This is a genomic window from Streptomyces sp. HmicA12, from assembly GCF_000373565.1.
Lineage (GTDB): Bacteria > Actinomycetota > Actinomycetes > Streptomycetales > Streptomycetaceae > Streptomyces.
In genome coordinates this window covers 119,318-141,076 of record NZ_KB891852.1, presented here as the reverse complement: position 1 = coordinate 141,076, position 21,759 = coordinate 119,318, and the positions used below count along the sequence as shown (strand labels likewise).

Genomic DNA, 21,759 nt, shown 5'->3' with positions numbered 1-21,759 from the left:
TGTCTTAGCTGTTCTTAGCAGGCATGACATCCGCCGCACCGGCTGCGCTTGTATTGGGAAGGCAACGCACCGTTGCTGACGCCAATGGAGCAATGGCGGCGAGAGCGAAGATCGTGCCAGCCAAAGTAACGACTACATATTCTCCAAATTGCGAGGCCAGAGGGCCCACACAGAGCTGCCCAATAGGGATGGCCCCGAACGAGAGCAGGTCGTCATACGAGGTCACCCGGGATAGAACGCGTGAGGGTACGTGGTCCTGCAAAGATGTATCCCAGGCGATCGCTCCGACACAGCCTCCCGCGCCTGCAATAAATCCGCCGACTATGAGCCACGCGGGCCCCGCATGCGCCCCGAGAAGAAGAAGAGGAACCGCACCTAGCGCGCTGAAAAGTTGACCCGCCCGTAGCAAATATCTCGAGGTGAATCGGAACATCAGCGTGTTCATCACCAAGAGGCCAACACCTTGCGCACTGAGCACGAAACCCCACGTGGCTTTACTGCTCAACTCCTCCGTCAGGCTCGGGCCAAGGATCTGCCACGTCCCGGTTTGCACCAAATTGATCACACAGAACGCGAGCGAAACGCGCCAGACCCAGGAAATGCCTCGGTACTGGCTCCATCCGTCTCGAATGTCTTTAAGAAGGCCAGCCGATCGTCTTACCGGCGCACTGGTCGCAGAGTTCAGCCGAAGGAGACACCCGGCTGCGAGCAAGTACGTAAGAGCGTCAACTGCAATTGCCGGGCCACTGCCGATAGCAACGACGCAGATTCCAGAAATACTGGGTCCGAGAATCTTCGTGGCGCTGCGCGTCCACCCCAAAAGCGCATTAGCCTGCTGCAGGTGCCCCTTACTCACAAGTTCTGGAACAAGACCACGCAACGCCGGATTGGTGAAAGCAGTGAGTACACCATTAAGACACTCAAGAGTAGCCACTAGCGAAATCGAGAAGTGCCCCGTAAGAAAGATTGCCGCTACACAACCTTGCGTCACTGCCGCCCCTGCATTGGAGCATACGAGCACTGCACGACGTGAAAACCTGTCGGCTGTGGCGCCACCCACCAAGAGGAACCCGAGGAAAGGAATCATGTGGGCCGCAAGTACTACGCCCAAGGCACTGGCACTGTCTGATGCATCCAGGACCGCGAAGGCCAGGGCTACAGGAGCCATTGAGCTTCCGATAAGCGATATTAGGCGCCCGCAGAAGAACCAGCGAAAATCTGACGAGCGACCGAGCAGAGCGCGCACATCGCCGAATCGGCTCATATCGCACCCTCTTGCTTCTCTCGAATCACCACGACTCGGCCGCGATTGTACGGAACGTTGATCTTTTCGTTAGCGCACATTTCAGCGAAGTTCTGGAATCCTTCAATCTCAGGACGCTCAAGATGAGGATTCTCAAGGCCGAGAGCGCTATAGTCGATGTCCAGCTTCACCTCCACATCTGTGGGCGCCCAACTGGCCAAGGCGACAACCGTGTACCCATCGCCGACCCACGATGTCGCAAGCACGTCACTGCGGCCAGTGGTCACGGGAGGGGTTGCTGACCACCACCCGATCATCTCCGCCTCGGATAGACCAATTTCGTCCCAGAAACGCCACATAGGTCGCGGGTCAACTCTGGGTGCTCGTGCAGTGGCTCCGAACACAAGCCCTTTCCAGGGATTACCGCCGCCCTCAAGCATCTCGCCAAGAACTCCGAACGGGACACCAGACAGCTCTATTAGCCACTGAACGGGCCCGATCTCGTCATAGTCAACATACTCGGAGAACCAAAGGCGGTCGACATACGGGAGGTGCTCCATATATAGATTAGCCGAGGAAGCGAAGCCATCTGCTTCATGAAATTGACTCGCCGAGTGCAGATCGATAAGCGGCTGTTCCCGGTGCCGAGAGAGCACCTTACGAACTCTTTTCATCGTATTTCTGTCGAATCCGACCTCATCGAGATACACTCCGTCGATTTGGCATTCGCGAGCAAGCCAGTCAATCATTTCGACATACAGATTAAGCCAGCGTGACGCACCGCTCGTAACGATGGGTCGATCTTCGACATTCGAGGACACATAACCTGGAACGACGCTAGTCGGCAAGTGCTCTTGCAGCCAGATATGTCCCACGTTAATTCCTCTTGGCCCAACTGCAGGGCCGCGTGCGTATACCTCACCGTCGAGAGCTCTAAGCGCATGCACTTCAGGACTTTCTGAAGGCAGTTCTCGTACCGTGTTGTATATCTTCACCCGCAAGCCGACGTCATGCGCGCTGCGAACGTAATCCGCAAGTGCTTTTGCGCTCAGCATCGGATCGTTTATGTACGGCATCACGGCTGTGGCATGGTGAACGTTAACGACTGTGGCGCCATACTCACGCACCGATTCTGGGGAGCCGGGGTGGTTGATAGGAACTGGACGCGTGCCGTAACCGCTGATCTCCTCGACGCGGTTCGGGGCGTGAAAATAGCGTTCTGTAATTTGCCGTTGCGGTGAGATCATCTTGAACGGCGTTATCAGAAGCCGGAAGTCGAAACGCAAAGGGCCATCGACACTCAGCTCGATTGGGCCCGAGTATGCTTCAACTGTTGTCTCGGTTCGGCCCTTAACTACTCGGACACCACCGCGCCCGCCGTTACTCCAAGACTTTGGCGCTCTCAGCGGTTGTGAACGGTACCAGTTGCTGTTCAAAGGCCGCTGATAGTCTTCATCTCGAAGAGAGATCTGAAGACCTGCGTTGACATCGCCGATCCATACAGAATCTTGGTTTTTGTTAGCAACATCCCACGACCAATCAAGCGTATCGGGGCAAGTGCCCCCTTGTACTCCAAGCCCCATCAAAAAGCGTGAGGCGTCGGGATGGATCGGAATCGTCAAGCGGACATCCGGGAGCGAAAGAGTAGATTGAATGGCACTCAATTCGCAGTTGTATGCCAAATGCCCATCAGCCTCCAGGGTAGCCTCTACCTGAAGGATGCAGCCGTCTGCCGAGAATTCTTGCCGCCAGAAAACTTCGGCTGGCCCCTTCGCCTCAACATGAGGCTCTCCGTGTGCCACCACTTCCCGTCCGATATTAAACGAAATCGGGCGGCTCAAAATGCTCTTTGGATGATCAGTCAGGGTTGTGATATCACTGGAGAAATGAGATGAGATTTGAGCAGGAAATCCGTCATCTCCGATATCGACTCGCCTTCCCAGAATGGACATGGCGCGCTTATCTGAATCAAACCGTACGGCCTCATAGGGTGCTATGAGCGAGCAGTCGTGCGCGATAGAGGAGTCTAGCCAACCAAGGCGGGCCATCGAGTCCAATTCCCGGACGCCGCCGTCAGCAACGATAGCGTTCTCGGTTGATGTGAGCGTGACTTGTACGGTCTCTCCTCCGATAAGGAGAGAGCCCTCGTGGACGCCGAGACTGCAGTTCAACGGTATTGGGGTGACAAACCATAGCGCGGCAACCTCTCCCTCGCGCACCAATATCGTCTTTCCCTGGAATGAACTGCCGTCTGCGCGCACACCCTCTGTCATCAATGAACGTGTGGGAAAAGGCATGCCGGCAGTGTCAACTTCGACGGCGACATCGGTAAGAGCATGGACGCCAACTTGAAAACAGAAAAACTCGCCTCGCCGAATTACCCCAGACAGACGTGAAGGTGTGCGATTCAACCAAAGTGCAGGGATGTGTCTAACCATCTCGATCGGGCGAAAGCGAGATTCCGGAAAAAGGACAAAGCGTTTACCCTGATGCTTAAGATGAAGTTCCTTCAATTCCCGATCGGTAGCCGGGAATCCCATCGGGGCGAAAGTATCGTGCTTTGAAATTGCCTGATAGGTAGTAGCAGTCGCTCGGGGAAATGAGTCCCAGGACGCGGGGTCATCCACACCGCTGGCGAATCGCCACTCTGGGCTCTCTAGAGGTCGCCACGGAAGGTAGAAAGCGTCTGGGTAGTTGCGGCCACCGATAAGTGCGTAGGGCAGATAGTAGAAGTAGTACTCACCGGCGCCAGCCGTTGGTTCGAAGATGATGTCGCCGCAATACTGCTCATCGCACAGCCGAACCACATTTCTCACACGCTCGCCAGTGGCGCGCGCTATGACAATTAGATCGACGCGCTCGGGCCGTTCATCCTGACGTCGCCATGGCAAAATGACGCGAACCGCCTGGGCCGGGGTGTCGACGAGAACCAAGATTCGATGGTTGCCCAGAAGTCGAGCATCCCAGTCCCCCAGCGAGCACTCGAGCTCAGGATGCAAGTTGTCGCCCCTTGTCTCTTTCACAGTTGCTCCCCTACTCGTGTGCGTAAGACGTCTTTCTCAATCTCTCCCCCGCGGCCGGCAGGCTCCGCCAGTAGGGCGCAGGGCGTGGGGGCCGGCGAGGACTGGTGTGCACCAGAAGCGACTCCTCGCAGGATGGCTCACTTCCTAGGTATGCTCAACGAGATCCACTACAGAGCTGCCCCGCCAAACAGGAAAGTCCGCTCATGTGGAATTACTGAGTCGTTGGTGAAGTTCGTAAGTAGACTGGCAAGCATCATCAATTAGGCGTTCACATGATTGAATGTCAGACCCCTCGACTAGCACCATGGCTACGCACACTGTGCTCGTGGTGGCTTCCGTCATGACCTCACCGAGCGGAACCCTCATTCGAACGTGACGGACACCGGGCAACGCTTCAATGTCTGCGTGTGAAACCCCGTTGCGTCTCCCGGGACTGACAGGCAGACAGGCGAACCCGAAGGCCGCATCGGTCTTGGGGTGGCCTAGCACAACATCGGAGCCAACGAGCGAGCGAACATGGGCGGTCCACAAATCCAGGCCGATGGTATTAACCGCTACCAAGCTGGCCAGGGCTCCTGACGGTCGCCAGGCCAGTTCACCGGCGACGAATTGCCCCGGCTCCCCAAAGACTTCGAGGTGAAACACCCCACTGATACCGTTCAGAGCGCTGACGGCAGCTTGTGCGAAATCGCCTGCATCCGCATAGAGACTTACATGTTGATGCGGCGGAAAGGACACTGAGCGATTAGTCAAGCCTCTTTTTGTCTCAAGCAACGGCGCCAAGTATCGCGACACCATGAGATGTTGGACTCGACCGTCTTTCAGAACGCCGTCGAAATGCCACTCGGTGCCATTTTGCTTTTCCTCCACAACAGCGTGTCGCAACGCAGGGTTGTTACTCAGCAGCACGTACACTTCATGCGTGGTTGAGCACTCAGAGACGAGCGTACTACCACCCATGGCTGGAGGTTTGACGATGAAGGGGCCTTGAAGCTCCCCAAGTTGTGTCTCCAGATCTGCGAGGCTCTGCGGAGTGTTAGTCAGCGCGACATGTCTGGATGTCGGAACGCCGCAACGCTCCCACAAGGACTTCTGGAATGCCTTGTCGCGGCCCGCCATAGCAGCTACAGGTCCATGAGCCGCAGGGAGCTGCAGTGCATCATTGAGGAAGGCAGCGGTGGTGACGGCCATCTCGTGTACCGGTATCACACTATGCACGTCATGCGTTGCACCGAGGTGAATCAGAGAAGCCCAGGCAAGCTCCGGACAGTCATACGAGGGCACGAAGCCGCTTCTCTTGATTCGGTCAGCCGCTCCGAGTACCGCATCACGATTGCGTTCGGTGTACAGAACAGTGATTTCGTGGCCAAGATCAGCAAGGGCATGAACGGCCGCAGCCTCCGGACCAGGGCCTAGCAGGACGAAGTGCATGTTCCCGTCCTCACTCCTATAACTTTCACTAATGTTGGGTGAAGCGGACAGGAAGGGAGTCCATGCTGCGCACTGTTGCGGTCGCCCGGCGCACCGGCTGATCAACCATTTCCAACGTGGCCGGCGTACCCAGAAGGCACCGGATAATCTCCTGGATGGCCACATTTCCGAAACGGGCACCGAGACAAGCGTGGGGTCCCCAACCAAAGCCCAGGTGCCGGTTCGGGGAGCGGTTGAGAACCAACTCCTCTGGGCGGGGGAACTCGTCTGGGTCGCGATTAGCTGCCGCAAGTAGCGTGATAATCGGTTGGCCCGCCTCGATGGTTTGCCCGCCAAGTTGGCTCCGCTTCACGGCGATTCGGGTGGTGCCCTGAGCTGGACCGTCGAAGCGAATCAGCTCTTCCACCCCACGTGCCATGATCTCGTCATCACGAAACTGCTCGAGTGTGCCGGGATGGTTGAGCAGGGTGTACACAAAGTTGCCAGCTGCAGCGAACACCGTCCCGTAGCTGGCGTTGAACATCACGCCCGTCGTGTTCCTAATGTAGTGCTCGGGGACTCCACTGCCTTCCAACGTTTCCTTGATGGTCGTGAGCAGACCCGCCTTCGCGTAATGGCTGTCCAACCACTGATCTGCGAGAGAGTTGAGTTCCTTGCGCGCCTGATCGCCGGCAAGCACGACGCTCGGGTCAAGTCCTGCATCCATCCGCCTAGTGATGGCATCGGCAATCTGCGTATACCTGTCGAGGTCAGGCTCGACTATGCCGAACAGTTCCGAAGTAAGTGTCAAGGCCACTGGTGCAGCAACCTGGCTGATCCAGTCAAATTCGGGCTCATCGAGAAAACGGGTGAAGATCTCGCTGACACGTGCCCGAGTTCGGAAGCCGACTTCTTCGAGGTCCTGAGAGTGAAACGCATTCATCAGCAGACTTCGCAACGGAGCGAGTTGCGGCGGGTCGAGTGATTGCAGGTTTTGACGGAACTCCGGCACGTCTATGCCTACACGCCGCCGATCGCGCGCGTACCTCGCGTGGTTGCGGAGGACCTCTTGGCAATCTCGATAGCGCGTGACTACCCACGACTCCATCTGGTCATGCCAGAAGACCGGATATTCCTCTCGCAGTTTCCGATATACGGGATATGGGTCAGCGAGCACCGTAGGGTCGAGCGGGTTGTAGATCGGTTTGGAAACCATGACACCCATTCCTTTAGGACGGATTTATTCACTGGTATCAATTTGAAAAAGAAGCTCGTCCCGCAGGACCACCCATGAGCACTCCGAAGTCACGAAGAAGATTTCTCGTTGGTTTACTCGTACCGCGTTAATGGCCCCGTGCTTCTTCCGCTCGTAGCGCGGCAGAGGACCCCAGTAATAAAGGTGTCCACCAGGAGCTCTAAGCCACCGGAGACCTTCAGGTAGTGGATTCTTGCGAGTCCCTGAATTCAGGCCGCGGATCAAATTTCGCATGTATTGAATATGTCCGCGAACGAAGTCTGCTCTCCACTTTGATTGCCCGTATTCATCCTTGATGTCCAGCAGATCTCGACCATGGATGCGCATATCTAGGAGAAGGTCCTTGAGCGAGCTATCTTCAACGCCTCCCATGGAAAAGGTCACCACAGGTTCAGTAGTCAGATAATTACCCAGATCCCGACCATATTCCCGGTCATGGGGGCTGAAGTGATTGTTGTACAGGCCGACGACTAGGCCACTGCGCGTGACTGCCGTCCAGTAGACACGAGAGGTGTAGGGCGTATCCCACCATCCCAGGCCTGTGGGCTTCCATGACCATTTGGAAATTGCAAGAAGCAAAATTCCAATGCTTAGTCCACATGGAGCGATTCCAAAGGCAGTTGAGAAGTCCTGAGGATGGCAGAGGACGGTCAGTCCGATGGTCAAAGCTATCCCGATATTCTCCCAAAAGAAGAGGCCGGAAAGTAGCGCTACCATTACGTTGAAAACGATTGCCCCCATTAGCGCTGTAATCAGACACCATGGGGTTGTGTACGCCACGAGCCCAAGAGCTTGAGTTACTAGCGTCGCAGTATTAATTGGGACAACCCAGGGGGAGAGGCGTCGGATCAAAGAACTCACGCGCTCTTGAGGTAGGAAGCGTCCCCACCCCCATGCGTATGCGTTCGCTACTAGGAGATCTGTACGATTGTTAGCGATCCATTTCCAAGGATTCCCGGCAAGAACAGTCTTCGTCTTGAATGCCACAACGTAATGAGAAAGAAAGACTGTGCCGAAAAGGACCAACTGGCCAGTGGTAGATATGGGGCGGCTAGACCCGAATGCGATAACTGCGAACCCGTCAACGAGCATCCAAGCACAGGACATTTTAACGATGCGTAGACATGCCTTGGAGTGATGTGTCCAGGCTCCGAGTCGCCCACACAGAAATATTATCGCAGCGAGCTGCAGGGGTTGATAAATTGGGGCTGCGACTCCTAGCGCCAGGGCTACCATGCGATCGATTCGTTGCCACGAAATGTCCCTGGCAACGTCATAGTCGGATGTCAAGCATTTCCAGAGGACCAGACCTAGCGCGGCCCCTGGAACAAGCGCGATGGTCTCCCAATCGAATTTGAAAATGACACAGAGAACCAAGGTGGCCGGCAGCACGATCGCGACTACTCGAATAGTCTCGGTGCGCGCTGCGCTGCCCTCTGGATACGCCCCGTTTAGCGAATTTTGCGGATAGTCACCCGCTCCCAATTTCCTTGCAGCCCAACGGATACACGGGGAAACCAGATACCGGTAGGCCATGATGCTTGCAGTGAGCTCACCGGCCAATCGGAGAACGGCACTCATCACGCCTCCCACCAAATGTACATGTTCACAAGGTCATCAAGAGAAGCCATTGGGCTCGGCCGAAGCCGAGCCCAATGCACATATTTAGTGGTCGTAGGTCATGATTACCCTCCTTTCGTGTAAGTAGGTCTATTGAACGGAACTGAACTGGCTCTGCACGCGGTGGTACATCGCATCTCGGTTCTGTTCCGAGTCGTAGGTGATGCAGAGCATCCCACCTTTTCCCTGCCCGGTAGGAAGGAAGGGAACGGACAGCATCACACCAAGTCGGGAATCTGAGTCGTAGAGGTCACCGGACTCTTCCATTGCCTTCAGGAACTGGTCCACACAGCCGACGTTCCATGAATCCGGTATGTCGTACTCCGCAACGTATCGCCGAGGGCTATCAACGGTGCGGATAATCTTGTCAGCGATGACCGAGTAGAGATGCAGTGAGCCGGAAACTTGTGAGTTGGCTTCCGTGAATGTCACTTTCCCAGAGGGGTCTACCAAGGCGTCGGCCGAAAGGTATCCTCGGTAACCTATTGACCGGTACACCTCGGCAAGTTTTCGACCTTCATCGATGAGCGTTCGAAACGATTTGGCGCCAAGATTCTCCGGCTGAAGCGGCACAATCTGTGCTGCAAGCTGTCGATTCTCATAGGAGAGAATTCCGCTGCCTGTTGCTGTCACGCCTCCATCGTCGACGTGGTACTCCGAGTAGACGGACTTTGCTTCAGGAACGAACTCCTCCAACACAACTGGGAAGCGTCCGTTTACTGATGCCCAACTCCACTGCTCAGCCCAGTACTTATCGACCGCATCTGGTCCATGGTCCAGAGCGTAGAGGTGGCGCGCCCCCGCCTGTCCGACTTCCACTTCGCTGCGCAGCACGAGTTGATTTCCGTTGCCGGAACCATTATGGGCCTGCTTGACAACCACCGCGTCTGAGTTGGACAACAGACTCACCATGGCCTCGCGTGCCTCAGAGACGGAGTGGCAGACCGTACCTGCAGGTATCGGAACGCCAGCGCCTCCAGCAAAGGCTCGGAAGTAGGCTTTCGAGTTGGCTAGCGCGCCGCCAGCTTGCTCGATGAATGCCGCGCCTGCCAGATTTTCTCGGAGACCCAAGGCTTTGGAAAAGGCAGCTACATGCGGTGAAGGCCACAAGGCGAACACCTCCGTGCAGTTACCCAAGCCATCGTTGACGTCACGCAGAAAGTTCTTGTCAGTAAGACTGCTGGAGTCGAGCGAACCTCCAGGTGGTACGTAGAACCGGATGGTGTTGGCGTCAGCTCCGGTCAAAGCGGTCACGTGACGCACGTAGTCTGGGTCTGGCTGCGCAGGCAATACCACTACGTCCTGCGAACCGGCGAACCAGATGATTCGCTGTGCCGAGCTGCGTGTGTCCTTGCGTTCTCGTATGGAGCGGTCGGCGTCGTTTCCTATCAAGATCCTCATGCCGCCTGCCTCCCGGGCGACTCGTACTTGCCGCGTCTTGTCATAGCTGATTCGCCGCTCGGAACATAAGGGCCGTACTGTCGTCCGTGTGACTGTGCCCAACGCCAGAAATGGTCACCAGCTCAGCATCCGGCCATGCTTCTGCAAGCAACCAGGCCATGTCATAGGGATTAGCGCGATCCTCGCGTCCGTGCAAGATGAACCCTGGTATTCCTTTGAGTCGATCAGAATTTCGAAGTATCTGATTCTCGTCCAGCCATGCATCGTTACTGAAATAGTGTGTAACTATGCGTGCGAACTGCATGGCAAAATCTGGATCGGTGTATCGCTTCGAAGGCTTCCAACCCGGGTCCAGGCTTGAGATCACGTCTTCCCAGGCACACCAATTGCGGGCCGCTTCACGCTGAACGATCTCGTTGTGCTCAGCGTTGAGGAGCCGGTTATAGGCCGTCAGGAGATTATGATCACCGCTTGTGTCGTTTCCAGCTCCCGCCCGGAAGGAGTTCCACTCTTCCGGGAAGTATCTCCCCATCTCCTGGTACAACCAGCGCAAATCTCCCTTCCGCGCGAGCATCATGTACATGAGAAGTAGAGAACGTACACGCTCAGGATGTGTTTGGGCATAGATCAACGCGAGCGTTGTTCCCCACGAGCCACCCCACAATCCCCACTGCTCTACGCCGAGATGCTCGCGAAGCCGTTCCATGTCGGCAACGAGATGCTGGGTAGTGTTGTGGGTGATCCGGACGGCTGGATCTGCCGCAGACGGCGTGCTTCGTCCACAGTTTCGCTGATCCATCTGGATAATGCGGTACCGCTCCGGGTTCCACATCCTTCGCAAGCCGGCGCCACTGCCTGATCCGGGTCCCCCATGCAGGGTCAGAACTGGCGATCCCTCTGGGTTGCCGCTCGTTTCCCAGTAAATCTCATGTCCGTCACCGACGTCCAGCATTCCGTCGGCATAGGGCTCGATCTTCGGATACAGGTCCAACGCTCGTCCCTCCACTTCCTGAGCCACCCAAAGGACGACTGAGGCATAGCGAGATTGGGAACTCTCCAGGACGCTCCCACTCACAGTGCGTCCCGACCGAGTCCATTCTGAAACTGGGGGCCTTGCAAGGACTTCGTAAATTTCAGCTGGGTGTACTTGCTGTGTACAGCCACCCGTTCCCCCCAAGTGATCGACAAAGCTAGATAGCGCTTGCTGTAGGCGTCAAGCATCGACCGGGAACTCGGATCATACGTACATGTTTGACCGGTTTCGGCAGTTTGTATTCGCTTGCGCTATAGGTCGTCACAGAAGCGTTATGGCGCCCCTGCCCGGGGGGTTGACCTGTGATGATCGGCAAGCAAGACTCCGGATCTCGGGGCGACTTGCGGCTCTCATGCTTACGTGCTCGAGCAGTGTGCGCCCGCATCCCCGATTCAATGGGTGGGTATTGCGCAGTTCCAACGCGGCTCGCGTTGACGGAAACGTCTGGATACTTAAATGTGTGTGGAGTCCATCGTTTTTCGGGCGCACCGGCTCGGTTCCGCGGTTGGCTTCGTGTGATGCCGCGCTCCTGATCCTTGGGCAGGAAAGGTATGTTCCATGCAACTCAACAGCCATAACGACTGGTCCCCGCTGCGAGAGATCGTGGTTGGGTCCGCCGAGAACTACACGTCCCATGACCGCGAGCTCTCGTTTGATCTCTTTTTTCACGAGAACATTTTCCGGTCCGACTGGGCGTATCCCCGCCTACAGCAAGCAAGCGGCTCGTCAGTGAAGAGCCGTAGTTGGGAGATTAAGCAGCGATACGTCGAGGAGCTGCACGAGGACGTTGAGGCTCTTGCTGGCACCTTTTCAGAGTTGGGCATCACGGTGCACCGTCCGAAGCCGTTGGCGCCCAACCCCGAGCCGATCAGCGGCTTCGGCTGGAGTGCCGCCCCTGTTCCTGCGCTGAACATCCGGGATAACACGCTAGTCCTGGGTGATGAGATCATTGAGACGCCGCCTGCGATTCGATCTAGGTACCTGGAGACGCGGCTTCTGGCCCAGGTTTTTCAGCACTACTACGATCACGGCGCCAAATGGACCACTATGCCCCGTCCGCTGCTGACGGATGCTTCGTTCGATCTCTCGTATGCGCGCGATACCGAAACGACATTGGGTGGTCCCACCGAGCCGATCGAAGACCCCCACCCGTCGCCCTACGACGTCGGTTACGAAATGATGTTGGATGGCGCCCAGTGCCTGCGGCTCGGCCGAGATCTCATCATCAATATCGCGAACGCCAACCATGCTGCAGCATGTGACTGGCTCGAGCGGCACCTTGGGGATTCGTATCGCATACACCGCGTGAGTCGCATGGCCGACAACCACATCGACAGCATGCTGCTCGCGCTGAGGCCGGGCACCTTCCTTGCGCGCCACGCTGGAATCAGGGACTTTCTGCCAGCACCCTTCAACAAGTGGAAGTTCATCGTCCCGCCAGAGCCTGGTACCGGGCATTTCCCCACGTATGACGGCGATGATCTTGTGCTGACCAGCCCGTACATCGACCTCAATGTCCTGTCGGTAGATCCGAACACCGTAATGGTCAACCAAGACTGCATGGAACTCGTCAAGACACTTGAGCATGAGGGCTTCACGGTCGTCCCGGTGCAGCACCGGCATCGGCGCCTATTCGGCGGTGGGTTCCACTGCTTCACCCTTGACACGGTCCGCGAAGGAACGCTCGAGGATTACTCCGCCTGATGCGCATGCCAGTACCTACGTGCCGGTGATTCGAGCGGTCGTGGTTACATCGCCAACGTCGCAGCTCCCGACGGTCCGCTATGACGGATAGCAGAGGCTGGGAGTCTTCCCTGGTCTGGCCGCGGTTCCAACTCGACGAGGTCGACTCGCCGAGTGCCCGTAGGGTGATGATTGAGCGGCTGGTGATGGGGCGCATCGGAGTGTTTCTCGTAGCCCTGCACCAGGGCGGTCAGCCTTCGGAGTTGGTCCCTCCCCTTGCTGAGCGCAGCACCCGGAGGGACCAACTCCGAAGGCGCTGACAGATCTCTAGCGGGATGTCCATCGTCCCGCCCCAGGTCAGGAGCTTCTTCGGAGCATGGATGCGGCGATAGTCGCCGTGGCGAGGTCGGCCGCACTCAAGCCTGGACACTCGCGTTGCTGTCTCTTTTATCGCACTCACGGCCAGAGGCGCTGCAGCACTTAAAGAGACTCAGCTGCAGGCCGCAGAGACGAAGGCACTCTTGAAGCGAAATCGCTCGACTTCACGAGCCATTTTTCTGGCAGGGGTTGTTCGTGGACTGATTCTGTCGATTCGTGCCAGCGTTTGCTGTCCTGAATGCGTCGCGCTTCTAGCTCGCGGTATCGACCCCCTTGGATTTCATGATTCATCTGCTGGTCCGGATGCGCGGCAGACTTCGGGCAACAGACACAACCGAAGGGGTGGGGAGGGCGAGAGCACGCCAGTGAGTCGTTGATCCTTTTCAGCGTGGCCACTGAGCGGGTGACGGGGCGGTGTGAGGCCGCGGTACCCAACGGACAGGGCTCCCGTGCCGTTGAGAGAGGTGTTGAACGTCTCGACTTAGCAGCTCAGGAGCTCTGTTGGTTCTGTATTCTGCCGCACTTGACCTACCCCACACCTTGGTCGAGTGGGTCACCATGCTCATCGTCCCCCGCGAAGGCGGCCGGCGGTGCAACCGCGGCACCAACGTGCGCTGGCCGCACTCGTGCATCTGCACCGCCACGCCACCTCGCCCGGACCGCTACGGCCTTCGGGATTTCCGTCGACACCGCCCACACCTACGTCACCGGGCTACGCGCCGAGCAGGCGCCGGGCCTGCTGAATTCGCTGCGCGTGCACGACCCAGACTTCATCCTCCTGGATGGCGCGCTCGTCTTCGGCATTGCCGGGCCGGACCCATGATCTGACGGCCGCCCGTATCCACAAGATCCTTCATATCTGCACACGCCAGGGCGTCCCGATCCTCGCCGACATGGCCTTCATCAGCGCGGGCGACCGGGTCACCACCGCCAAGCGCCACCCGCCAGGTGGTGAACTCACCCTCACCGAACGGACCGAAAGCCGGGCCCTGTCTTGGACCGTGCATCCGTAGAACTAGGCATGTCCCGGCTGAAGTCCTGGCAAATCTTCCGCAGGTCCCGCATCAGTCCCGACCGGATAAGCGTCACCACCAAAGCCATCCTCGTCCTGGAGAAGCAAGGCTCATCGTCCGGGCTGATCGGACGCCCGCCAGGTCGGGCACCTCAATGGTCAGCAGCGACCCGCCCTCCGTGCGCCGTATCCCGGAGGAGAACAGCACGTCGGAGTAGGCCGCGTTGCGGTCGTCGTTCCGGCCCCGGAACGACGGGTCTCGGCGGCCTTCCGGCGTGTAGCCGCGCAGGCCGACGTCCCTCCACATCCGATACGCCCTCGGCGTGAGCCACTTCACGTTGCTGGCGCGGGCGTCCTTCGCACGAGCGGCGGGAACACTGATCATCTGCCCGTGACGGCCCATGACCTCGCGCTCGACCACCGGGCTCACGGCCATGTAGCGCTTGCCCACCGCCCACTTGTACAGCCGCCGCAATGCCGCCAGCTCACGGTTCCACTTCGAGCTACCGATCCGCTGCGGATTCCGCGGCGACCACCGGCGCCAGTCCTCGAAGTCCAGCAGGTCTTCGGCAGTCACCTCGTCCCAGTTCTTGCCCCGCTGCCACAGGAAGTTGAAGAACAGGCACAAGTCGGTGGCGTAGTTCTTCCGCGTCGAGACAGCGAGCCTCGCGTACGCCGAGCGCGTCGTGTACAGCGTCAGCCGTGGATCAACCCGGCTGTTGGGGTCAACGAGGATCGAGTCGCCCGGATCGATCCGCAAGGCGGCCTCACGGTCCACGAGGTCGGCCCACCTCTGAAGGATCGGACTGTCACTGACTGTTACCGGAGACTCGTTCGTCACCCAGCACACATGCCATTCCGTGCTCAACGTGCTTCCTTCCATGCGCAACACAAACAGGTGTAACACGTAGATTCAATAGAGAAGACGTCGCAGTAGCTCTTGCGGATCTTCTCGCCGAGCTGCTCGAAGACGTACGCCTCGACCGCGGCCCGGTCCATGCCGTCGGTGTCGATCAGCGGGTGGTACGGCTCGCACACGATGCGCCCGGCGTCGTGGTTGATGCGCTCCTGGATCACCGAGTCCTTCGCCGCCCTGGGGCGCTCCCCCGCGTGGTAGCCGATCACGCGCCGGAACGTGGCCGTGCCGAACTCGTACGCGGCCCACGCGTCAAGGCACCAACCCTTGAACCGACTTGAGCACGTGCGCCGCCCGTTCGCCATCTGGAGCACCGTGCCGGCCGCGCGGAGCTCCACTGACAGCCGCCACGGCCCCGACGCCCAGATCCGGTGCGGGGTACGGGAGTCGTCCAGGATCACCACCCCGTCGGCGTCCCGACGGCCGCCGCGCGCGATCTGCACCGTGCGCACCTTCCGGGCCGCGAGCAGCGGCAGCACCAGGCGGTCGACGTACGAGAGGGAATCGGGCCACTCGTCGCCGGTCACCGAGTGCACGACGATCAGGTCCGACAGGGCGGGCTCGAGACCGTACGCGGCCGGGTCGGCGAGGAACTTGAGGAGGATCGCGGTCGAGTCCGCGCCCAGCCCGTACGACAGGACGGTGGGCCGCTTCCCCGCAGGCTCGGCGGGGGCGGGCGCCGGATCGGCCGGTGCGGGCAGCTCGAAGAGGGTCTGTGCCGTGGCAACCACGTGCAGGGCCTTTCGGTTCAGGTCGGGTGGGGCGGCGGTCGCTCTCCGCCGCCCCGGCTGGATGTGGGCTACAGGTCGCCCTCGGCGTCGGGGTGCTCGGGGCACGGCCCGTACTGGCCCTGGGTCAGGGGGTGGACGTGGCGACGGCCGGAGAGGCTGCACCCCGACCGCGGGTCCTCGGCGCAGTTGATGACGCACGTGCACTCGTCGTCCGCCTGGAGCGCGGGGCCGACCGCCGCGTGCGCCAACTCGGCCAGCGTGGTTGTGCCGCTCTCCGCGCGGCGTGCGAGGTCACGGACGTACCGGATGGAGTGGTGGCGGGTCAGCTGCCGTACGAAGTGCTCGCCGAACAGGTTCAGCTCCGGCCACTTGGTGAACGCGCTGGCGTACTGCTCGTCGGTGAGCGGTGCGACGCGCCATTCCTCGGGGCGGGTCTGACCCTGGGAGCGGGTCAGGTGCTCGTCCAGGGCCTTCCAGGCCGCCACCAGCGTCTCGGCCGTCTTCTCGCGCTCCTCCGAGCGGTCGATCTGCCAGCCCAGGGTCTGTGAGTAACGGCCCGCAATGCTGGCGTCCATGCTCTCGGTCCAGGTGGCGACTTGCTCGCGCACGAGGGCGAGCGCTTCGTTCACGTCCAGGGGCTTCTTCACGGGGTCTCCGGTCGGTGGATGGTGGAGGGGCGCGCCGCACGGGTGGCGGTGCGACCCCGGGGGAACGGGGCGGGCTGGACGCCCGGCGCGGTGCTACAGGTCGTCCTCGTCCCACCCCGGCAGGCGCAGCGTCACGTTGCTGATGTACTCGCTGCGCTCCAGGAGGGCCGGGAGGTCCTTCAGCAGCGTGCCGGGGCGCGGAGTGGAGACCAGAACGATGTGGGAGGCGGGGTAGCTGATCACGATGTTGCGGACCTCGGCCGTCAGGGGCTCCTCGCCGTCGCCCAGGGGGAGTTCGACGGTGGCGCCGGGGACGAACGGCAGGTCCGGCGGGGTCAGGTCGAAGCGCAGCTCGGCGCCGTCGATGACCAGGATGATCTTCATGGGTAGCTCCGTGGTGTGTGGTGTGGTGCAGGGGTGGACGGGGGCCGCGCCGTGCGGGCGGCGGCGCGGCCCCGGGGAAGGGCTCAGGCGGCTCTGTGGGCCTGCGGGAAGCCGGAGGTGAGGCGACGGCCCAACTCGGTCACGTACGGGGCGTACAGGGGTCCGCGGACGCCGTCGTCACCGTCGCCGGTCTGCACGGTTCCGTCGGCGTCCCGGTACTCGACCAGGCCGTCACGGTGCAGGGTGCGCGCGGTCGGCCACGCGGTGCCCGCCGGGAGGCGCCCGTCGGCGTCGGCGCCGTACAGCGCGGTGCGCCCGGCCTCCGTGAGCAGCGCGGCACGGCCACGGGAGTTGATGGACAGGAACGTCGGGCCGTCGTACCCGGCCCAGCGGGCTCCGGCGGCGGCGCGGCCATCGTTGGTCACCTCGGTCACCCAGTGCGCCAGGTCGATGGCGTCCAGGACGCGGGTCGAGAAGTGCCCGGGGACACGGCCCTTGGGGTCGGCGAGCGAGGCGAGGAGAGCGCGACGGTGTGCGGGGGTCGGGGTCGTGCGGGGCTTGCGTGCGGTCATGACTGTGACTCCTTTACGGAGGGGCGCAGGACAGGTGGGCCCTGCGCCCCGGGGCGGGTGAGGGAAGGTCAGATCAGGTCGGTGGAGTCGTAGAAGGTCGCCATGCCGCCGACGAACCGCGCGCGGCCCACGGGCAGGGTCGGGCGGGCGAACTCGGCGCACACCTGCCGCTCGTACTCGGACTCGATGACCAAGCGGACGTCGTGGTCGACGGTGCGGAACCCGGTGACGTTCCACGCTTCGACGGCGTACCGGGTGGTGCGCTCCACGGGGTCGATGTACTCAACGGCCCGGATGATCAGGACGGGGCCGGTCGTGGAGTTGATGACGGACTCGCGCAGCGTCTTCCCGCCCAGGACTTCCAGCGAGTACACGTCGTCGAGTTCGGCCGCCACGTCGGTGTTGCCCGTGTGGTCCAGGACGGTGCGCAGCGGCCCGTACAGCTTCGTGAGGGTCTCGACGTTGTGCAGGTCGATGGTGATGGACACAGGGGTCCCCTTTCGGTTCAGGTCGATGGCGGTCGCTCTCCGCCAACACCTCAGATATTACAGGACCCGTCATGATGGGGGTAGGGGTTCCCGAAAAATCCGCTCCCCCCATCCCCCTGCGACGTCCCCTGTACTGTCCGCGCGGGCCTGCGCCTAGTTCGTCTGCTGGTTCGTCAGGTGCTCGCCCACGTACCCCACGACCAGACGGCCGGCATTCGGCCCCTGGCTCTCCTTCACCGCGTCCAGGAAGTACAGCCGCGGTGCGATCCGGCCCCCGCCGATCTTCAAGTGCGCCTGCATCTCGACGCGCTCGCCGTCCAGGCCCGGGAACTGCCGCTCGTCCCCGTACTGGCCCATCGTCTTGCCGCTCTCCGCCATCGCGAGCTGCTTACGCGGGTACGGCTTTGCCCCGGGCGGCGGCGTCGTGCAGAACTGGTAGAAGCCACCCTGGAACCCCTCGCGGGCCGCCGTGGCGTACGAGTCCAGCGACACCAGCGCAGACCAGCACTTCGCCGCCCACGTACGCGACAGGGTGTGCTCGTCCAGGGCGACCGCCGTCTCCGGGTCTGCGGTGACCGTGACGCCCTCCAGCTCCCCCAGACGCTCCCACAGCTCCTCGAACGAGCCAGGAATCCCCGGAAGGCCTTCTGCGGCCTCTGCAACGTCCTGGGAGCGCCCCTGACGCAGCAACAGCACCCGGAGCCGGTCCGCTTCCGCCCGGGCCTGCTGCAAGGCGTCCAGCGTCTCCAAGTGGTCCTCGACCTCGCTGTCCCGCTCGGCCGCGACGGTGCGGAGCTGCTCCTGTGCCGACGTGCTCGCCCGCTCCGCGAGCTCCACCGACCGCGACAGCTCCCCGAGCTCCTTGTCGGCCTGGCCCAGAAGCCCGTTCAACAGGGCGACCTCGGCGCGCAGCTCCTCGTCGTGCTCGGCCGTGCGCTGCGATGGGATCGCCTCGGCCAACTGGCGGGCCTTGTCGATGGACTCGCGCCGCTCCTGCCGGTGCTGCTCGGCGACCCGGTCCGGGAACGTCACCGCCGACAGGGCAGACGGCAACGGCCGCTCCAGGGCGAGCGCGTGGACCCGGCGGGCCACACCGTTCCATGCGGAGTCGGCAGGGTTCATCCACCGTGCGGGGCCCAGCACCCGGTGCCGTGCCGCGTCCGGCACCCATGCAGGGTCGACGCCAGGCAGGAAGGTGCGCACCGCGCCCAGACCGACCCGGTGATCGTGCCCGATGGCCTCACGGAACGCGTCGACCGCCTCGACGTCCCACAGCAGGTACGTGGACGCGTCCCCGGCGAGCTGCTGCATCGTCGACGACACCCGCTTCGACCACAGGGGGTCAGCCAATGCCGGCCGGGCCGCCACCACCGTGGGCATCACGCGCTCGGGGTCGCACAGCTTGTCGATGAGCCGGTCGACGTGGCTCCCGGTGACACGGAGCGCGTTCCCCGACAAGCGCGACATGCCGTCGTACGGCTCCAGCTCGCGGACCAGGTCCCGTACGAGGTTCGGCTTACCGGTGCGCGGCATGGGCCCCGTGTTCGGGAAGCACTCCAGGTCGACGCACACGGTGCCGGACTCGCGGTCGGTGGAGCGGACGGCCGTCACGGTGGTGCGCCAGGTGGCATCCGGCCTGTCCTCACGGAGCTGCAACCGGGTCGCGTACTCGGCGCCGCCGTCGTCGTACGCGGCCTGGGAGAGCAGAGACGCCCCATCGTCCAAGGTGTGCTGGCCCGTGCCCAGCTCGACGGCGGTGCGCGGGAACTTCTTCTTCAGCCAGGCGCCGGACACCCAGCGGACGGTGTCGAGCAGCGTGGCATCGGGCACGGAGAACACGCTTCGGTGAGCAAGCGTGGTGGCAGGAGTGGTCACGAAAACCTCAACGTGGACTCGGCCTGTCCTGTGACAGGCGAACGGTCAGGGGGAGGAACACGCGGGGGAACTGGCCCTCACTCGTCACCAAGGGAGTCGGTGACGTGGGACAGGGCCGCGAAGCGCGGGGCGCCCGCCGATCACGGGCGCCCCGGGCAGGTCACACAGAGAAGAAGCCGCGCCCGTCGGGGCGGATGTTCAAGTTCGCCCGCACACACAGGTGCTCGGTGTCCGGCACGAAGTAGCTGTCTTCGGTGTTCCACCCGCTCACGCCGACGACGAACCCGTACCAGTGGCCCGCGCCGTACCGCATCGACGCCTCCAACTGGTCGATGGAAACCATCTCCCGCAGCTCCAGGCCGAGCTGGGTGAACGCCTCACGGCCCGGACCGACCAGGGCCTCGAAGATGGTCCGCATGGTGCGCGTCTGCCAGTCCTGGGCGTCGAACGAGCGGGACTCGAAGTAGCTGCCGTCACCGTCCATGTGGCCCTCAGCGGCAACGGCAAGGCACGCCGCCACCGCATCGGGCAGCAGGACCACACCCCGCCCGTAGGGGTCGACGGAGAACGTGACGGACTCGACGGACAGCTCAACGGCGAACGTGGCAGCGGTGCTCACAGTGGGATTCCTTCCAACGGGGAGAGACGAATTTCGAGCGTTTTGAGCGGCCTCTACGCACGCGCACGCGTAAGAGCGCGCTGTTTCACGAAGTTGAGGCCGGTGTGACTGGTGGGGCTGGTGGGGCGCCGCCCGCCCGATGTGGGGCGGGCGGCGCGGCCGGTCAGAGGCTGCGGAGGACCGTCTCCGCGTCGCGGATGACCTGCTCGCCGTAGAAGGTGCGGCGGGCGATCCCGGCGGCGTGCGCGGCGCTCTTGGCGTACACCTCGGTGAGGGTGTGGCCGGGGGCTCCGGCGATCTCGGCGAGGAAGTCGGCGCGCTGGAACTCGCGCTCGACGTCGTTGTTGGAGGCGCGCTCGACGTGGAGGACGTCGCGGTGCGGGGTGGTGGGGAGCGGGCTCCACTGGCCCTCGTCGTCGGAGAAGACGAAGAACATGCCGGTGAGCTTGCGCAGTTCCACGCGGTAGGCGGGGGCGACGTCCATGTCTTCGGGGCGCGGCGCGGGGGTCTTGTTGAGGGAGACAGGCATGGGGCTCTCTTTTCGGTTCAGGTCGTGCGCCCGGTCGCTCTCCGGGCGGTTGGCGGGGTGTTCCTTGCCAACACCTGCATAGTACAGGACACGTCACGACGTTGTGAAGTCGAATCCCGAACTTTCACGCTGAACTGCACTTATGATGTCGCCTCACCCTCTCTGAATGACGCCACCTGTACTTTCTGAGTGAACGTGTGTAGCGTGCGGAGCGCACCAACGGCCCGGAGAGCGACCGGGCCGCAGACCTGAACCGAAAGGGATCTCCCATGCGTAAGCGCATCGCGTTCCGCCGCCCCCGCCCCGCCGTGCTCCTGGCCGCTGGGCTGGCCACCGCCGCACTCGGCACCTTCGGCGTTCTCTCCACGGACGCGACCGGTACGGACCGCCCGGCGGCCGGCCCCCAGGCAACGGCCACCGCCACGGCCACCCCGCGCGCCAAGGTCAGCGTTGTCACCGCGTACAACAAGGGCTGGCGCGAGGGCGTGGCCGCGCTCGGCGCGAACGGGAAGGCCGCCGCCGCGCCCGCCCTGTCGCCGACGTCCCCGTACTCCTGGGACCCGTACGCGACCGCTTGGCACGACGGCTGGGTCGACGGGCAGGCCGACGCGCTCGGCGACGACAACCGCGACGGGAAGGTCACCCGGGGGGAGACCGGCTACAACCCGTGCGCCGGTGAAGTCGAGTTCATCGACATGTGCAAGGCCATCGCGAAGCACCCCGCGTACGCCTTCACCGACGAGCAGGACCGCGTGCACTCCGTCGCCTCCGGCCGCGCGCAGCTCGTCCAGCTCCGGCAGACCGGCGTGCGCCCGGGCACCGACCGGTTCGCGGCCGCGCTGTCCGAGCTGGACACGCAGTGGGTCCAGCACAACGAGAACTGACCGCGCGACCTTGCCGGGGCGCAGCCTCCACGCTGCGCCCCGCGCCCCCTCGTGGC

General features: G+C 61.8%; 18 protein-coding genes and 1 pseudogene. 3 read left to right on the top strand and 16 right to left on the bottom strand.

Annotated elements, in window-relative coordinates; genetic code table 11:
* Positions 1–4: 4 nt before the first annotated feature.
* The 7 genes from B072_RS50065 to pip form a co-directional block, all read right to left on the bottom strand.
* Positions 5–1,264 (bottom strand): MFS transporter, encoded by a 1,260-nt coding sequence (locus B072_RS50065; RefSeq protein WP_063746497.1) that lies wholly within the window; start codon positions 1,262–1,264, stop codon positions 5–7.
* Positions 1,261–4,266 carry a glycoside hydrolase domain-containing protein gene (locus tag B072_RS48555; RefSeq protein ID WP_063746502.1) on the bottom strand — a complete coding sequence of 1,002 codons (3,006 nt, stop codon included), beginning with the start codon at positions 4,264–4,266 and terminating at the stop codon, positions 1,261–1,263. Before B072_RS48555 ends, B072_RS50065 begins: the two co-directional genes overlap by 4 nt.
* A gap of 201 nt (positions 4,267–4,467) precedes the next feature.
* Positions 4,468–5,697, bottom strand: a complete 1,230-nt coding sequence (locus tag B072_RS48550) for a hypothetical protein (protein WP_158689321.1) — start codon at positions 5,695–5,697, stop codon at positions 4,468–4,470.
* A 28-nt stretch (positions 5,698–5,725) separates the two neighbouring features.
* Positions 5,726–6,892, bottom strand: coding sequence for a cytochrome P450 (locus B072_RS0141275; protein WP_026246867.1), 1,167 nt, complete (start codon positions 6,890–6,892; stop codon positions 5,726–5,728).
* Positions 6,893–6,916: 24 nt separating this feature from the next.
* Positions 6,917–7,597 carry a hypothetical protein gene (locus B072_RS48545; protein ID WP_158689320.1) on the bottom strand — a complete coding sequence of 227 codons (681 nt, stop codon included), beginning with the start codon at positions 7,595–7,597 and terminating at the stop codon, positions 6,917–6,919.
* Positions 7,598–8,641: 1,044 nt separating this feature from the next.
* Entirely contained in the window at positions 8,642–9,952 is a 1,311-nt protein-coding gene (locus B072_RS48540) for a hypothetical protein (protein ID WP_158689319.1), read from the bottom strand.
* Between the two features lie 40 nt (positions 9,953–9,992).
* Positions 9,993–10,970, bottom strand: coding sequence for a prolyl aminopeptidase (gene pip, locus B072_RS47250; RefSeq protein ID WP_234019028.1), 978 nt, complete (start codon positions 10,968–10,970; stop codon positions 9,993–9,995).
* A gap of 573 nt (positions 10,971–11,543) precedes the next feature.
* Here pip and B072_RS0141260 point away from each other — a divergent pair.
* Complete coding sequence (locus tag B072_RS0141260; protein WP_018535871.1) at positions 11,544–12,689, top strand: hypothetical protein; 1,146 nt, start codon at positions 11,544–11,546, stop codon at positions 12,687–12,689.
* An 858-nt stretch (positions 12,690–13,547) separates the two neighbouring features.
* A pseudogene (locus B072_RS47245) lies at positions 13,548–14,169 on the top strand (transposase family protein); the annotation flags it as partial.
* Here B072_RS47245 and B072_RS46045 read toward each other — a convergent pair.
* The 9 genes from B072_RS46045 to B072_RS0141205 form a co-directional block, all read right to left on the bottom strand.
* Positions 14,132–14,941 (bottom strand): site-specific integrase, encoded by an 810-nt coding sequence (locus tag B072_RS46045; protein WP_078506786.1) that lies wholly within the window; start codon positions 14,939–14,941, stop codon positions 14,132–14,134. The pseudogene B072_RS47245 and the gene B072_RS46045 sit on opposite strands and share 38 nt — an antisense overlap.
* Positions 14,923–15,705, bottom strand: a complete 783-nt coding sequence (locus B072_RS45235; protein WP_018535867.1) for a hypothetical protein — start codon at positions 15,703–15,705, stop codon at positions 14,923–14,925. The genes B072_RS46045 and B072_RS45235 overlap by 19 nt, the downstream gene beginning before the upstream one ends.
* A 68-nt stretch (positions 15,706–15,773) precedes the next feature.
* Positions 15,774–16,352 (bottom strand): hypothetical protein, encoded by a 579-nt coding sequence (locus B072_RS0141235; protein WP_018535866.1) that lies wholly within the window; start codon positions 16,350–16,352, stop codon positions 15,774–15,776.
* A gap of 93 nt (positions 16,353–16,445) precedes the next feature.
* The gene (locus B072_RS0141230) at positions 16,446–16,736 is read right to left on the bottom strand and encodes a hypothetical protein (RefSeq protein ID WP_018535865.1); all 291 of its coding nucleotides are present in this window, start codon (positions 16,734–16,736) and stop codon (positions 16,446–16,448) included.
* 83 nt (positions 16,737–16,819) lie between these two features.
* Positions 16,820–17,308 carry a hypothetical protein gene (locus B072_RS45885; protein WP_018535864.1) on the bottom strand — a complete coding sequence of 163 codons (489 nt, stop codon included), beginning with the start codon at positions 17,306–17,308 and terminating at the stop codon, positions 16,820–16,822.
* A gap of 68 nt (positions 17,309–17,376) precedes the next feature.
* A complete protein-coding gene (locus tag B072_RS0141220; RefSeq protein ID WP_018535863.1) occupies positions 17,377–17,796 on the bottom strand; it encodes a hypothetical protein in 420 nt (139 codons plus the stop codon).
* 153 nt (positions 17,797–17,949) lie between these two features.
* On the bottom strand, positions 17,950–19,626 hold the full coding sequence (locus B072_RS0141215) for a hypothetical protein (RefSeq protein ID WP_158689318.1): 1,677 nt from the start codon (positions 19,624–19,626) through the stop codon (positions 17,950–17,952).
* A 205-nt stretch (positions 19,627–19,831) separates the two neighbouring features.
* Positions 19,832–20,290, bottom strand: coding sequence for a hypothetical protein (locus B072_RS0141210; RefSeq protein WP_018535861.1), 459 nt, complete (start codon positions 20,288–20,290; stop codon positions 19,832–19,834).
* A 163-nt stretch (positions 20,291–20,453) separates the two neighbouring features.
* Complete coding sequence (locus B072_RS0141205) at positions 20,454–20,819, bottom strand: hypothetical protein (protein WP_018535860.1); 366 nt, start codon at positions 20,817–20,819, stop codon at positions 20,454–20,456.
* 269 nt (positions 20,820–21,088) lie between these two features.
* Between B072_RS0141205 and B072_RS0141200 the strand changes: the two genes are divergently transcribed.
* The gene (locus tag B072_RS0141200) at positions 21,089–21,703 is read left to right on the top strand and encodes a hypothetical protein (RefSeq protein WP_018535859.1); all 615 of its coding nucleotides are present in this window, start codon (positions 21,089–21,091) and stop codon (positions 21,701–21,703) included.
* Positions 21,704–21,759 lie beyond the last annotated feature (56 nt).